The sequence below is a fragment of the Methanothermobacter sp. genome, assembly GCF_030055435.1.
Classification (GTDB): Archaea; Methanobacteriota; Methanobacteria; order Methanobacteriales; family Methanothermobacteraceae; genus Methanothermobacter.
Genome location: NZ_JASFYG010000004.1, coordinates 152502 through 165042 on the forward strand (window position 1 = coordinate 152502; position 12541 = coordinate 165042).

General features: G+C 47.7%; 20 protein-coding genes. 5 read left to right on the forward strand and 15 right to left on the reverse strand.

Annotated features, from left to right (window positions below; translation table 11 throughout):
• Positions 1-26 precede the first annotated feature (26 nt).
• From QFX30_RS05995 to hpt, 15 genes are all read right to left on the reverse strand, one after another.
• Positions 27-800 carry a proteasome assembly chaperone family protein gene (locus QFX30_RS05995; RefSeq protein WP_300489580.1) on the reverse strand — a complete coding sequence of 258 codons (774 nt, stop codon included), beginning with the start codon at positions 798-800 and terminating at the stop codon, positions 27-29.
• 11 nt (positions 801-811) lie between these two features.
• On the reverse strand, positions 812-976 hold the full coding sequence (locus QFX30_RS06000; RefSeq protein WP_300489583.1) for an RNA-protein complex protein Nop10: 165 nt from the start codon (positions 974-976) through the stop codon (positions 812-814).
• Positions 973-1752, reverse strand: a complete 780-nt coding sequence (locus tag QFX30_RS06005) for a translation initiation factor IF-2 subunit alpha (RefSeq protein ID WP_300489586.1) — start codon at positions 1750-1752, stop codon at positions 973-975. Before QFX30_RS06005 ends, QFX30_RS06000 begins: the two co-directional genes overlap by 4 nt.
• Positions 1753-1766: 14 nt before the next feature.
• Entirely contained in the window at positions 1767-1946 is a 180-nt protein-coding gene (locus tag QFX30_RS06010; protein WP_013296474.1) for a 30S ribosomal protein S27e, read from the reverse strand.
• Positions 1947-1960: 14 nt separating this feature from the next.
• Complete coding sequence (locus tag QFX30_RS06015) at positions 1961-2239, reverse strand: 50S ribosomal protein L44e (RefSeq protein WP_013296475.1); 279 nt, start codon at positions 2237-2239, stop codon at positions 1961-1963.
• A 142-nt stretch (positions 2240-2381) separates the two neighbouring features.
• The gene (locus QFX30_RS06020; protein WP_300489589.1) at positions 2382-3056 is read right to left on the reverse strand and encodes a DNA replication complex GINS family protein; all 675 of its coding nucleotides are present in this window, start codon (positions 3054-3056) and stop codon (positions 2382-2384) included.
• 19 nt (positions 3057-3075) lie between these two features.
• Positions 3076-3810, reverse strand: a complete 735-nt coding sequence (gene pcn, locus QFX30_RS06025) for a proliferating cell nuclear antigen (pcna) (protein ID WP_300489592.1) — start codon at positions 3808-3810, stop codon at positions 3076-3078.
• Between the two features lie 50 nt (positions 3811-3860).
• Entirely contained in the window at positions 3861-4289 is a 429-nt protein-coding gene (locus QFX30_RS06030; protein WP_300489595.1) for a hypothetical protein, read from the reverse strand.
• Positions 4290-4340: 51 nt separating this feature from the next.
• Entirely contained in the window at positions 4341-4655 is a 315-nt protein-coding gene (locus QFX30_RS06035) for a transcription factor S (RefSeq protein WP_300489598.1), read from the reverse strand.
• Positions 4656-4734: 79 nt separating this feature from the next.
• Positions 4735-5154 carry an NUDIX hydrolase gene (locus QFX30_RS06040; RefSeq protein ID WP_300489601.1) on the reverse strand — a complete coding sequence of 140 codons (420 nt, stop codon included), beginning with the start codon at positions 5152-5154 and terminating at the stop codon, positions 4735-4737.
• A 9-nt stretch (positions 5155-5163) separates the two neighbouring features.
• Positions 5164-5763 (reverse strand): DUF99 family protein, encoded by a 600-nt coding sequence (locus QFX30_RS06045; RefSeq protein ID WP_300489605.1) that lies wholly within the window; start codon positions 5761-5763, stop codon positions 5164-5166.
• 8 nt (positions 5764-5771) lie between these two features.
• Positions 5772-6029, reverse strand: coding sequence for a DNA-directed RNA polymerase subunit L (locus tag QFX30_RS06050; RefSeq protein ID WP_300489607.1), 258 nt, complete (start codon positions 6027-6029; stop codon positions 5772-5774).
• Positions 6030-6042: 13 nt separating this feature from the next.
• Positions 6043-6612: an exosome complex RNA-binding protein Csl4 gene (locus tag QFX30_RS06055; RefSeq protein ID WP_300489609.1), complete on the reverse strand. Its 570-nt coding sequence runs from the start codon at positions 6610-6612 to the stop codon at positions 6043-6045.
• Positions 6613-6793: 181 nt separating this feature from the next.
• A complete protein-coding gene (gene dph2, locus QFX30_RS06060) occupies positions 6794-7786 on the reverse strand; it encodes a diphthamide biosynthesis enzyme Dph2 (protein ID WP_300489611.1) in 993 nt (330 codons plus the stop codon).
• 8 nt (positions 7787-7794) lie between these two features.
• Positions 7795-8376 carry a hypoxanthine/guanine phosphoribosyltransferase gene (gene hpt / locus QFX30_RS06065; RefSeq protein ID WP_300489614.1) on the reverse strand — a complete coding sequence of 194 codons (582 nt, stop codon included), beginning with the start codon at positions 8374-8376 and terminating at the stop codon, positions 7795-7797.
• A 149-nt stretch (positions 8377-8525) separates the two neighbouring features.
• Here hpt and QFX30_RS06070 point away from each other — a divergent pair, with 149 nt between their 5' ends.
• The 5 genes from QFX30_RS06070 to QFX30_RS06090 all read left to right on the forward strand — a co-directional run bounded on the left by QFX30_RS06070 (position 8526) and on the right by QFX30_RS06090 (position 12535).
• A complete protein-coding gene (locus tag QFX30_RS06070; protein ID WP_300489617.1) occupies positions 8526-9854 on the forward strand; it encodes a signal recognition particle protein Srp54 in 1329 nt (442 codons plus the stop codon).
• Positions 9855-9880: 26 nt separating this feature from the next.
• On the forward strand, positions 9881-11089 hold the full coding sequence (locus QFX30_RS06075) for a tRNA pseudouridine(54/55) synthase Pus10 (RefSeq protein ID WP_300489619.1): 1209 nt from the start codon (positions 9881-9883) through the stop codon (positions 11087-11089).
• 187 nt (positions 11090-11276) lie between these two features.
• Entirely contained in the window at positions 11277-11567 is a 291-nt protein-coding gene (locus QFX30_RS06080; RefSeq protein WP_300489621.1) for a 50S ribosomal protein L21e, read from the forward strand.
• A 5-nt stretch (positions 11568-11572) separates the two neighbouring features.
• Positions 11573-11914, forward strand: coding sequence for an RNA polymerase Rpb4 family protein (locus QFX30_RS06085; protein WP_300477675.1), 342 nt, complete (start codon positions 11573-11575; stop codon positions 11912-11914).
• A gap of 39 nt (positions 11915-11953) precedes the next feature.
• Positions 11954-12535 (forward strand): DUF655 domain-containing protein, encoded by a 582-nt coding sequence (locus tag QFX30_RS06090; protein ID WP_147671364.1) that lies wholly within the window; start codon positions 11954-11956, stop codon positions 12533-12535.
• Positions 12536-12541: the final 6 nt, after the last annotated feature.

Consider the following 12541-nt stretch of genomic DNA (forward strand, 5'->3'; position numbering starts at 1 on the left):
TAATCAGCCAGAAAAAATATTGAGAGTTAACCTATGTAACGGAGGTCCTCCTCACCGGGCTTGAGATTCATCCTGTCAATCATCTCCTGCTCCATCTGTTGGGCCCTGGAGATCATCTTCCTTGTCTCCTCTGCACGCTCCTCAAGTTTCTCAAGGTCCACTTGTAGTTTTGTCATCTCAAGGAGCACCTCCAGAAGCGCCCTTGCAGCCTCCGCATCTATGAAATAGCCTGGTGTTTCACCCATGAGGCAAACTCCGCGCATACCCCTCATCCTTCCCATTCCAAGGAGTAGTCCTGAGGCACCTATTATACCTCCATCTGCAGAGCGCAGAATAACGTTGTGTTCTTTAAGGCTCTCAGCAAGTTCCATGTCCGTGGCTGCACCGTAAACCCTTGCCTTATCAACAGGCTGACCTGTTGCAAGCCCCCCAAGGGTGTATATCCTCTCTACACCGTAGCCCTCAACAAAGTCGAGTATCATGCCGCAGATCTCATACTGACCCTCAGGTGAAAGTCCCTGGGTGTTGCCAACAAGTATTATATAATCCCTTTTATCCTCACCAGCCTCCCTGAGGTAGTAGAACTCGTTCTTCATGGGTTCAACTATCCCATTCTCATCTACCAGAACCTGTGGTGGGAATGATGGAGAGTAGAGTTCAGCGAATCTGACCGCCTGGAGTTCATCTATTATATGGTCAGCTGCGAGTTTCCCGACATGCCCTATCCCTGGAAGTGCCTCAATAAAAACCGGCCTGGAAAGTTCAACATCTTCCAGAATATTTATGGTTGTTTCCCTCATTTTATTCACCACTACTTCTCAAATAAAACCTCTCTTTTGAGTCTTCTCCGGTATTCGCCATACCTGTCCTCAGGGGAAAATTTTGGGGGATAAACAACCCCTGTTGGTCCGCCGCATCGGGGGCATACATCCCGTAGGGTGTACTCCATGCATGAACGGCATCTTCTCATCTTCATGTCAGTTCACGGAGAAATTCTCCCTCTCCACCCTCTTTTTTCACTATATCTATGCACCTCTGGGCCGCTTCCTTGAGCTTTTTCTCGGCCTTGAGGTAATCCGTTGATTTCACTATCAGCCTGTACCTAGGGGCCCCGACGGCCTGTACAGTTATACCCTCCTCCTGGGCGGATTTAAGGGCCTTCCTGATTATCTCAACACCGTTGGGTGCATAGGACTTTATATCAACATATCCTGTGATCTGAACCTCGGGAGGTGTTATGTTACGTTTGGCCACCTCTGTTATGGCAGCGGCCCAGTCCTCTGGGACGCCCTCCTCCAGAAGTGCCTTTTCACCCTCCTCTGCAGCGGTTTCAAATGCACCGTAGAGGTCCCCGAATATGTCCATGAGTTCATATCCGACTTCCTCGTAGGCCGTGTCAAGGTCCTTTCCCAGGTCCTTTGCTGCCAGTTCAAGAAACTTTTCAGCCTTCTGTTCTATTTTCCAGGCCTGGATCTTCTTTGTGCGCTGGTCCTCCCTTATTCTTTTCATGGAAACATCCACGTGTCCCTTCCTGGGGTTCACACGGAGGACCCTTGCGACTATCTTCTGGTTCTCCCTTACGAAGTCCCTTATATTCTTAACCCATCCAGAGGATACCTCGGATATGTGAATGAAAGCCTCCTTCCCTGGATATTCCTCCAGGGTTGCGAAGGCGCCGTAGTTGAGGACCTTGTGAACGGTCCCAACCACCAGTTCACCCTCTTCAGGCCATTCATTTTTTCTTCTTACCATGAAAAACACCTAGATTAATCCAGGACCTCTAGAATCTGGGCTTTGATCTTTGATTTTCCTCCTGTTGGCTCAACAAGTGTTTTACCACAGATTATGCACTGGACATATGAGGCTGCCCTGTCAAAGACCACCTGCTGGTTACCGCAGTCCATACATTTAACCCGGAGAAAATTACCTTTCGTATTGTAGAACATCACACATATCACCCCTAGGCTACAAATTCAACTCTTCCAGCCCTGAAGGACCTTTTCTTTATGTGTGATTTTCCACATTCCTTGCATTTGAGCCTGAGGTCAAGTTTCTTGACGGGTTTGTTACCTGAGGGTAGCGGACGTGGGTAACCCCTGTAACCGGCTGTTACACGTCTGAACTGCCTCTGACCCCATTTGAGTTCACTTGCCTTTCTTCTCTTTGATTCAAGTACCTCGTGAACTGTGTGCTTTCTACAGTTTGGACAGTAAGTTCTTCTTTCCTTGGGAATCTTCATATCTAATCACCTCTTAAGTGAAAAAGTAAGCCTTTAAAATAACTGGAACTTTTTTTATACTGGGTTAGTATATCTCAAATCTCTATTTATACCTTTGTATGGAACCTTTCAGACAGACAGAAATGTGCCAGGAGAATTGTATTTATGAGTACCTTATCCTCCTGCCCTTTCTTGCATTTATAAACACATCTGCATTGAGCGATGGGAGTGTAACAATGTCCTGCGGTCGAAATGGGCCGTAAATTTTTTCATCGACCCCCATTATTCTTGCAGGCACCTCCTCAAATATCAGCACAGTCTCAATGTCCCCTCCCTTATCATCCAGTCCATTGGCCCTGGTTTCAGGTTCCCGGTGGCTGGAATTTTTTTCCTTCCGCTTCTGGATAACTTTAGGTTCTACACGGGGTTCCTTCTCTTTATCAAGTTCTATCGAAGGAATTATTTTCTCCCTGAATTCCCTCAGGGTCTCTATAAGTGAAAAGTAGAGTTCCTCCTCCTCGGGGGTCATGTTGAGGGGGGTTGTATCCTGGAGGTCAAACTGGGGTTTCCCGTTGAACAGGTGGTATGACCTCTGGACGTTCATCACTGCACTGTCTGTTATCTTGTGCTCCCTTCTCTCACATATCTCAGTGGCTATCCTCTGGGTGTCCCTTATAAGGTAGTGTTCCTTTGCAAATGGATCATTTCCAACCGCCTCGAGGAGATCCTCCAGGTAGCTGTGGACCCTCTCATAGAAGTCATCGCCAACCCTTGCAAGACCGCTTTCAGTTCTCTCCTTTTTCTGAATCCTCCTCAGTTTCTGAAAGAATTCGTCCAACCCCATTCCTCACCAGTAGTTATTCCTCTGCCTCGATTCTTGGAGCAAGGAGGAAGCTCAGCTCTCCCTCATTGCTGGCCATTTTCAGTGTTAGTTTAAGGGGCATGTCATCTCCAAGGTTGATGATTGCTGTCTCACTGAACTTATCGGCCTTGAGCATCTCCTTTATCTTGTCAAGTGAGTAAACACTCCTTGCAGGTTTACTTATCTTTTCACCATGGAGATATTCTATCTCAGCGTCTCCGAATTCCCCCTCCGCAGATGCCATGAAGCGATCCTCATCAACACGGAATGTTATCTTATCTGAGAATATGTCTATATCTGCTATTGAATCCTTGAGGAGCTGGAATGGCACCTCAAATTCGTTCTCATACTGGATTTCAGGAGGACTTGGGGTTTCATATTCAATGTCAATCAGCCTTATCTTGAAGGTCCTTACTGCCTCTCCCTCAAACTGGACTATAAGGTTCCCCTCATCGGTTGAGAGTATAATCCTGTCGTTTGCCTTGGCCCTCTTGAGGACCTTCATGAGTTCCTCTGTATCCACATTTATCTTCTCTGGCTCATCGCAGACGTATTCATCGAAGAGTTCAGATTTCAGTTCAAGGTGCACGTATGTAATGTGGGACCTGTCAAGGGCATCGAGACGCAGGCCTTCGGCACTGATCTGTATCTGCACCTCATCAACGATGGATGATATGGCATCGAAGCTCGTCCTTAAAATGTTAGGATCATTCAATTCTGCCTTGAACATTTTCGTCCTCCTTATCTATATAGCTAGATATTGGGGTCATTCTTTATATACTATTCTTCCTCTTTTTCCTCTTCCCCTGTTTCAGCACTCTTAACCTGTTTATAGAACCTTTCAAGGGGGGTCCTACCTACGATGCTCTGTACCATCGAGGCACCCAGCAACAGGAGACCAGTGAGTATGAGGAATGCTGCAATTACTGTGTTCTCACCTGAGACAACATTATCCACAACCCTCTCTGAGGATCCAATAATTGCGATTATTCCTGCGATTATAAGGACCGCCCCAAGGGTCATGGCTGAGTACCTGATTATATCATCCCGGTATCTTATTATCAGTGTCACAGGGAATCCATGATCAGATTCATCATTCTGGATTTCTTCCCTTATCCTTGATATGAAACCCTTCAGAGAATTGAGTTCCCCTGATTTCTCCTTGCTTTCAGTTCCGGAATCCTTGGTTCCGGTTTTTTCGGTGCTCATCGTGAAATTCCTCACTTCATATTCAGAATCTAAAGCAGAGCACTTCGTGACTCAATCGTATTCCCTCCAGGTGTGCTTGCAGCGGGTGCACCTGAAGAACCTTGTTTCAGATTCGTCAGCCCTTCTTGTCTGCTGCAGCCACCAGAATGCCTCCATGTTACCGCATTTTGGGCATTCCACCCTTGTTGTTGGTAATGTGCTTACATCATCTCCTGTGAATATGACGTTGTCCTTTGATTCAACTTCCTCTGAAAAGTTGTATTTGTCCTTGAGTTTATCTGTGATATTCTTTTCATAGCCACACTGACAGCTGAATTTTCCCTTCGCAGGAAACATTACAGCTCCGCACCTGGGACAGAACTCCATTTTCTTCCTCCTGATAAGAGAAACTAAATTTTTTTGATTTTTAAAATTTTTCTGCGATTAGACTTATAATTTTTTTGATTTAATTTACTCCATTCTGGTTTCTAATGGATTTTATGAAGTCATCAAGTATCCTTGAATGATCAAATGCGAGGTTATCATAGGGTATATCATCAATATGGAACACCCCGGCTTCGGCGGCATCGGATCCCGCAACGGGTCTCCCTGAAGCAACTGCAGTGAAGCAGATGCTCACGGTGTGCCCCCTAGGATCCCTTGAGGGGTCCGAGTATACGCCAAGAAGGCCCTCAAGTTCCACCTCAAGTCCGGTCTCCTCGAGGGCCTCCCTCCTTGCAGCCTCCTCCACTGTTTCTCCATATTCAACGAATCCCCCTGGAATGGCCCATGAGCCCTCATATGGTGGCTTTCCCCTCCTTACAAGCACCACGGTGTCCTCTGATAACCTTATTATCACATCCACTGTGAGTACTGGTGCCCTCATATCAATACCTCATGCGCTGCCCCTTGACTCGCCCAGTTTAACTCCTGATGCGATGAGATGTGCCGCCCGGAGGGGCTCGGGAATGGAGCTCCTGGTCGTTGAGAGCCTCACAATCTCAGCTGCATCCTCCGGGTCTATACCCGCTGTCTGTATGTAAACTGTCTCGGTGGATTCCACGGGGTGGATCTCCCCAGCGTTTTCTATCATCTGCCACCTCTTCTTCCAGTCAGGGAATCTGTGCTTCAGGGCCCTCCTTATCCTCTCAAGGTCGGGGTATTTGCGTACAACCACTATGACCGGAATTCCAGTTCTTGAGGATATCTCATTTATATCCGCCACGTTGAAGCCGCCGAAGGTGAGGCCGTCCAGCATTATAACCCTCAGCTGGTTGAGGTGCCTTGAGCCATTCACCATTTCAACTATCTTCTCGGTGGCATCATCCCCATCCACCCTTATCTTCGTTGTGAGGACCCCGTCAAGCCAGTGCCCTCCCCTGAAGACTGTGCCCACAAGAAGCACGTCCTCGTCACTTCTGGGTGTGAATGGGGCATCATCTATTCCGAGAATCCTTATCTCGGATTTTATCTGCCTGAAATTACGGTTCTCCATAAAAATAGTTAGGCTGACTCTATGAGTGACCTGAACTCATCGCATCTCTCAATGAGAGTCTCGGCAGCCTTAATAAGTGACTTCTTGGGGCTCCTTGCCCTTATGTAAAGCTGTGGTTCCCCCACTATTGGGTGGTCGATGGAGTAGGCCGCAGCCTTAACGGTTTCATCCTCCATCAGTATGCTTCTCAGTACATTGCAGAGGGTGTGTGTTTCACCCTCGAATACTATCTCCATTTCATATCTCTTGTTAAGAATGACTTCCATTTTTAATTACCCCTTAACCTTCATAATTAGCTGATAGCTTCCTTTTTTCCCTGTTTTCACAGTTGGGACACTTCACCTCGTCCCTGCCGTTCATCTCCATGAAGTGCCTGCACCTTGTGCACATGGCCTTTATGACACCCAGGTCACGGGAGGAGGTCTGGAGGTCTATACCATCAAGGCCCATAACCTTTGTAACCCTTGCCTCCACTATATCCCCTATCCTGAAGGCCTCTGTAAGTTTCGAGAGGTAGCCCTTCTTTGCCTGTGAAACATGGACGCCACCAACAAAGTAGGTTGCAAGGGCCCTCCTGTTACCCTTGATGCTGTGTATTCTCACAAGGGCCCTCTGACCCTTCAGATCTATTACCTCTCCAATAACCCTTGATCCTGCCCTGATGACGGGTGGTGTGCTGAACTTTGAGATTACCTTTATGCTCTTCTTCTTATCATCCCTTGCAACCTCTCCAACAACAAGGGATTTTATTTCTCCATTGTCGTCGTAGGTCCCCTCTGAGGGGAGCGCCTCTTCACTTACAGCTAAAAAGTCTCCGGGAAAAACGATGTCCCCAGATTTAACTTTCATCCATTCACCTCTTGAAGGTAAAAACAATACCTCAACTTATAGTGAGTTATGATTACTTCCTGATTATATATATGCTTTTTGTATGATAGGTTCAGAATTGATCCGTGCCCAGGACCGTATAGCCATAAGAGGATAACATGGTATTTTTCACGGATCAAGTGAAAGCCGAACATTAAGATCTTCAAGAAAATATTATCTCATCGAGTACATAATCCTCCCATTCCCTTTCACCAAGGGCTATCTCAAGTTCCGAGGGGTTAAGAAGTGGCCTATCATAGATCTGAGAATCGTCAATGGCAATCCTTGGGCAAGCGGTAACCACGAACGCCTCGATCTCCCTGAATGGCAGCAGTGCCTCCGGTGATACATTTTCAAGCAGGAAGATGAATGCATCCCTTCCAGCGGACTCCAGCTTCCTCTTTATCTTAAGAGCCAGTTTGAATCTCCTCTGTCCCTCCTTTGATGAGACTATTATCCCCCACCTACTGGCAGAGGATGCCCTGTTTATCCTTGCGAATCTGATCCTGAGGACTCTATCAGCGAATTCATCCACTCTCCTTACTTCGCCATGGTAGGGGTCAGCCACCACAACATCCCTTCCTGTTAAAAGTTTTATGCCCAGTGGATGGAAGTTTCCGCTTCCAATGAAGAGGTATGCGTCTGCATCGGTATCCCTGATGGCTGAAAAGTTACACCCGAGTACCTGCCCCTCGGCAGTGTTTACCCCTCTCCCCTTAACAACCTCAAAGCCCCTCTCCTCAAGGAAGGACGCTGCCTCATCAAGGAGGTGGAGGTGCTGTGCAGTTGTTGCAAGGCCCACCCTTTCATGGCCATCCAGGAGACGGGCGGCATCCCCAAGGACCCCCATTATATCAACCCCTGAACGGGCCTCAATGAATATGACGGGCACCTCATAGTCAATGGGAAACGGTGTATGACCGTAATGGATTATGAGGTCAACCATGCCCTTCATCTTCCTGTCCGAAACATCACATGCACCAAAGCATGGGTCTGCCGATATAACAGCTGTCGCATCCGTTTCTGATTCTATAATCTCTGCAAGTTCAACAGCCCTTGTTTTAAGTCCCTCAGGAAATTGAAGCCCTACAACATCCGCTTTTAGGCTTTTTATTTCCCTGATAACCCTTCCTGTTTCAAGATCATAGAGTGACATTTAATCATTCAGCCCCCATCCGGGATGTCCTCAACGATGACCCGCCCGTCAACAACATCCACCTTCACAAGGCTCCTTACAGTGAACCCTGTCCTCTCCTTCACCACCCTTGAGCCCTCACCCTTATCTATGACAGTTACAACGTCCACAACATCCACTTCCATCTCCCTGAAGGCCTCAAGGACAGCCAGTAGCGTTCCGCCGGTACTCACGACGTCATCTATTACCATTACACGGTCGTCCCCATCAACACCGTTTATGTAAAGTTCTCCCTCACTGTAACCCGTCATCTGGTGGACCGCGACCTCACCGGGGAGCCCATACCTCCTTTTTCTTACAACTACAAAGGGTATGCGGGTTTTGAGTGATAGCACCGTGGCATGATGTATGCCCATGGCCTCAATGCACACTATCTTATCCACACTGGCCGGATCCGGGTTGAATCTTCTCACTATTTCATCTGCAATTTCCTCAAGGAGTTCGGGCTCTGTGAGTGGTATCCCATCAGTTACAGGGTTAACAAAGTAGTCATACTCCCCCTTCTTTATTACAGGGGAATTTCTGAGGCTTTCCTTTAGTTTATCAAGCATTTTCAATCACCCGTTATGGTATGTGAACAGTGATGATGAGCGGCTGTTTCGATGAATCCACAGCGGCACAGATACGCTTTATAAAGGATCTTAATATATAAGTTGGCCCCAACAATAGTTAATGATTACTGATCACTGCAGGTGAAACTATGCTTGGAAATCTGGGCAGGAGTCTCAGTAAAACTATGAAAAAACTGGCAGGGATGACCATAGTTGATGAGGAGGTCGTGAAGGAAGTCATTAAGGATATACAGAGGGCCCTGATCCAGTCTGACGTTAACATAAAACTTGTATTCAATCTTTCAAAATCAATAGAGGAGCGGGCTCTTAATGAGGAACCCCCAAAGGGGATAACGCCCAAGGAGCACATCATAAGTATAGTCTACGAGGAGATGGTTAAGCTTCTTGGTGAAAGGTCCCATGAATTAAAGATAGAAGAGAAACCCTACCGGATACTCTTCCTGGGGCTCCAGGGGAGCGGTAAAACAACAACCATAGGTAAACTTGCAAGGTACCTGCGTAAGAAGGGTTTCACCGTGGGTGTGGTCTGTACAGACACCTGGAGACCCGCGGCCTTTGAACAGCTGAAGCAGTACACAGAGGGGCAGGATATCAGTGTCTACGGGGACCCTGAAAACAAAGACGCCCTTGACCTTGCAGAGAAGGGGCTTGAAAGGTTTCAGAAAAAGGATGTTATCATCTTCGACACCGCAGGAAGGCACAAGGAGGAGAAGGACCTCCTCAGGGAGATGGAGGAACTCTCGGCCGTCATTAAACCCCATGAGGCTATACTCGTAATCGATGGGACAATCGGCCAGCAGGCAAGGGAACAGGCCCTTGCATTCAGGGAGGCCACAGATATCGGGTCAATAATCGTTACAAAGCTTGATGGGTCAGCCAAGGGTGGAGGTGCACTCTCAGCGGTTGCAGAGATTGGTGCCCCCATCAGGTTCATAGGTACCGGGGAGCGGATAGATGACCTGGAGGTATTCGACCCTGAAAGGTTCATATCAAGGCTTCTTGGAATGGGGGACCTTAAGAGCCTCCTTGAAAAGGTTGAGGAGGTCTCAGATGAGGAACTTGCTGAGGAATCCCTAGACGCCATACTATCCGGGAAGTTCACACTGAAGGATATGAGGGTCCAGTTTGAGATGATGGGCAAGATGGGGCCCCTGCAGCAGGTCATGAATATGCTCCCTGGTGTTGGGAAACTCCCCAAGGACGCCACAAAGATGACTGAGGAGACCATAAGGAAGTACCTTATCATCATGGACTCCATGACAGAGGAGGAACTGGAAAAACCCGACATAATCAAGCAATCCAGGATCAGAAGGATATCAAGGGGATCAGGTACCCGGAACGAGGACGTCAAGGAACTTTTAAAGTACTACAGGGTCACCAGGAAGGCCATGAAGGGCCTTGGCAGAAGGAAGATGGGTGGTCCTCTAGGTCAGCTGATGAGGCAGTTCATGAGATAGATCTGATCTAAAGCAGGAGAATTAAAATGGATGTTCAGGAAAGACTTGATGCCATCTTGGATATCACAGACTCTAAAATATGTCCTCACTGCCTTGGAAGACGTTTTTCTGACGTTATGGAGGGTCCCGGGAACCGCCTGAGGGGTGAAAGGCTTGTTGAAAAATTTTCACTTCATCTGGAAGGCCCCTGCCTGGTATGTGGCGGTATGTTTGAGAGACTCGATGAGGCTGCCCTGATGGCCAGTAAGAAGGTGGATGAACTCAACCTGGAGTACTCCTCAGTACTTGTGGGTACAAGACTCCCTGATGATGTGCTCAGAATTGATGAAGAGATAAACAGACGCCTTGGAATACAGGTGGAGAGTATCAAGAAGGATTTGAACCGTGAAATCGGTAAGAGGGTCATCTCCATCCTCCGCTGTGCTGCGGACTTTGAATCTCCAGACCTTGTAATAACCGTTGATCTGCGGGGGCAAATAAGGGTCCATGTTCAGATAAACCCCATCTTCATTGAGGGACGATACCGTAAACTTGTCCGTGGTATACCCCAGACAAGATGGCCCTGCAGGAGCTGCCGTGGTAGGGGGTGCCGTAGGTGCGATTATACTGGTAAAATGTACCCCACATCAGTGGAGGAACTCATATCAGAACCTGTCCTTGAGGCGACGCAGGGAAGTGACAGTAAGTTCCATGGCTCTGGCAGAGAGGATGTGGATGTGCGGATGCTTGGAACCGGAAGACCCTTCGTACTGGAGATTAAGGAGCCGGCAATCCGCACACCAGATCTAAGGGCACTGGAGGATGAGATAAACAGAAGAGCCGGGGGCATGGTTGAGGTGGCTGATCTGAGGTTCTCCTCCAGGAACAGGAAGGTGGAACTCAAGGAGTTATCAAGGAAAAAATACAAGGTCTACCGTGCCATTGTTGAACTCGAAGGTGCCGTATCTGATGAGGACCTGGTAAAGCTTGAGAAACTTGATCTGATAAGGCAGCGGACACCGCTAAGGGTTTCACATAGAAGGGCTGACAGGATCAGGGAACGCAGGGTCCTTGGCATATCCTGGAAACGCCTTGACGGTCGCCTGGAACTTATAATAAAGGCGGAGGGTGGACTTTACATAAAGGAACTGATCTCAGGGGATTCTGGTCGTACAGAACCCAGTGTGAGCAGCATCCTGGGTGTACCTGCAAGGTGCGCCAGCCTCGATGTCCTTGAGGTCGGGGAGGCCGCATGAAGCTTCATCTGAGCCGCAGACAAGCCTTATGATGGTCTCCCCTTCAACTTAAAAGATTCGCTGACCCTGAGGAAAAATATATATTTATGGAAATGTTAAATACAGAAGTTATAAGTTTAGATGTCTGATTCTTGTAAGGTTTTAATGACTTTTATAAGCCATCACAGGCTTTTATGGAGGTTAAAAAATGAGAAGATCAAGAGGTTTCAGAAGTAAAACAAGACACAAGCTTCAGAAGGTTAAAAGACCTGGAAGATCAAACCCGATAACAAGGAAGATTCAGAGCTTCAGTGAGGGTGACCTTGTACACATAATAATAGATCCAAGCATCCACAGGGGCCAGCCACACCCCCGCTTCCATGGTAAAACAGGCCGTGTTGCCGGTATGATGGGCAGATCATATGTGGTGTCCATAAGGGATGGTAAAAAGGAGAAACAGCTTGTGGTGAGGCCAGAGCACCTTCAGATGCAAGAGTGATTCCCATGATAGGGAAAAAGGTTCTGGAAAGTGAACCTGTTTCAATGGCAGAGGTTAAGGAGATACTTGAAAAATTCGGGGAAGAACATGAGCTCACCTACGAGCAGAACCTTGTCCTTGACCATGTAACCCGCTTTTCAAGGCTTGACCCTGAAACCAGCAGGAGTCTCATTGAGGAACTGATGGGTATCCCCAACATAAAGAGGAGGCATGCTGTCAAGATCGCAGATATTATGCCTGTGGACCTATCGGACCTCCGTTTAATCTTTGCCAAGGAAAGGGTCCCCATAAAGGCAGAGGACCTGCCAGGTATACTCGAGGTAATAGATAAATACCGGGTCGAATAAAAATAATATCTGACCTGAAAAATTAGAGTATGTGATTTCATGGAAGAGTACGCTATCATACTGGATTACCTTCCACTTGGCTACGTGAGTGAAGGTTTCGGTACATTCAAGAAGAGGCCTGTTGCCCAGGCTCTGGGAAAGGATGAGTTCACCCTCCTTGAGTTAACACCCAGGCCAGATGTTGACCTTGAGATTCATGAGGAGGTCTACATAGGTAAGGGTAAAAGGGATAAGATAGCCAGGATCAACAGGAGACTCCGGCACAATGAACTCACGGCCACGGCCAGGGTTGAACTGCCCTACGTCATTGAGGAAATAATAAAGTCCAACGAGGACAGGTTCGTGCGTTTCTTCAATGAGGCGGGCCCCATAAGCACCAGGCTTCATCAGCTTGAACTTCTTCCAGGAATCGGTAAAAAGCATATGTGGGATATCCTGAAGGCCCGTGAGGAAAAGCCCTTTGAGAGTTTTGAGGACATAAAGAACAGGGTCCCGATGCTATCAGACCCTGTTAAACTCATCGTCAGGAGGGTCCTCATGGAACTGGATGTTGAGGGCGCCAAGCGGGGAAAAAGGAAGTACACAATATTCACAAGGCCTCCCCAGAAGAAGAGGGACTGATTTTAA

Coding starts and splice junctions, on each gene's coding strand:
- QFX30_RS05995 (WP_300489580.1), bottom strand. CDS start 800: ATGAGGGAAACAACCATAAATATTCTGGAAGATGTTGAACTTTCCAGG.
- QFX30_RS06000 (WP_300489583.1), bottom strand. CDS start 976: ATGAAGATGAGAAGATGCCGTTCATGCATGGAGTACACCCTACGGGAT.
- QFX30_RS06005 (WP_300489586.1), bottom strand. CDS start 1,752: ATGGTAAGAAGAAAAAATGAATGGCCTGAAGAGGGTGAACTGGTGGTT.
- QFX30_RS06010 (WP_013296474.1), bottom strand. CDS start 1,946: ATGTTCTACAATACGAAAGGTAATTTTCTCCGGGTTAAATGTATGGAC.
- QFX30_RS06015 (WP_013296475.1), bottom strand. CDS start 2,239: ATGAAGATTCCCAAGGAAAGAAGAACTTACTGTCCAAACTGTAGAAAG.
- pcn (WP_300489592.1), bottom strand. CDS start 3,810: ATGTTCAAGGCAGAATTGAATGATCCTAACATTTTAAGGACGAGCTTC.
- QFX30_RS06030 (WP_300489595.1), bottom strand. CDS start 4,289: ATGAGCACCGAAAAAACCGGAACCAAGGATTCCGGAACTGAAAGCAAG.
- QFX30_RS06035 (WP_300489598.1), bottom strand. CDS start 4,655: ATGGAGTTCTGTCCCAGGTGCGGAGCTGTAATGTTTCCTGCGAAGGGA.
- QFX30_RS06040 (WP_300489601.1), bottom strand. CDS start 5,154: ATGAGGGCACCAGTACTCACAGTGGATGTGATAATAAGGTTATCAGAG.
- QFX30_RS06045 (WP_300489605.1), bottom strand. CDS start 5,763: ATGGAGAACCGTAATTTCAGGCAGATAAAATCCGAGATAAGGATTCTC.
- QFX30_RS06050 (WP_300489607.1), bottom strand. CDS start 6,029: ATGGAAGTCATTCTTAACAAGAGATATGAAATGGAGATAGTATTCGAG.
- QFX30_RS06055 (WP_300489609.1), bottom strand. CDS start 6,612: ATGAAAGTTAAATCTGGGGACATCGTTTTTCCCGGAGACTTTTTAGCT.
- dph2 (WP_300489611.1), bottom strand. CDS start 7,786: ATGTCACTCTATGATCTTGAAACAGGAAGGGTTATCAGGGAAATAAAA.
- hpt (WP_300489614.1), bottom strand. CDS start 8,376: ATGCTTGATAAACTAAAGGAAAGCCTCAGAAATTCCCCTGTAATAAAG.
- QFX30_RS06070 (WP_300489617.1), top strand. CDS start 8,526: ATGCTTGGAAATCTGGGCAGGAGTCTCAGTAAAACTATGAAAAAACTG.
- QFX30_RS06075 (WP_300489619.1), top strand. CDS start 9,881: ATGGATGTTCAGGAAAGACTTGATGCCATCTTGGATATCACAGACTCT.
- QFX30_RS06080 (WP_300489621.1), top strand. CDS start 11,277: ATGAGAAGATCAAGAGGTTTCAGAAGTAAAACAAGACACAAGCTTCAG.
- QFX30_RS06085 (WP_300477675.1), top strand. CDS start 11,573: ATGATAGGGAAAAAGGTTCTGGAAAGTGAACCTGTTTCAATGGCAGAG.
- QFX30_RS06090 (WP_147671364.1), top strand. CDS start 11,954: ATGGAAGAGTACGCTATCATACTGGATTACCTTCCACTTGGCTACGTG.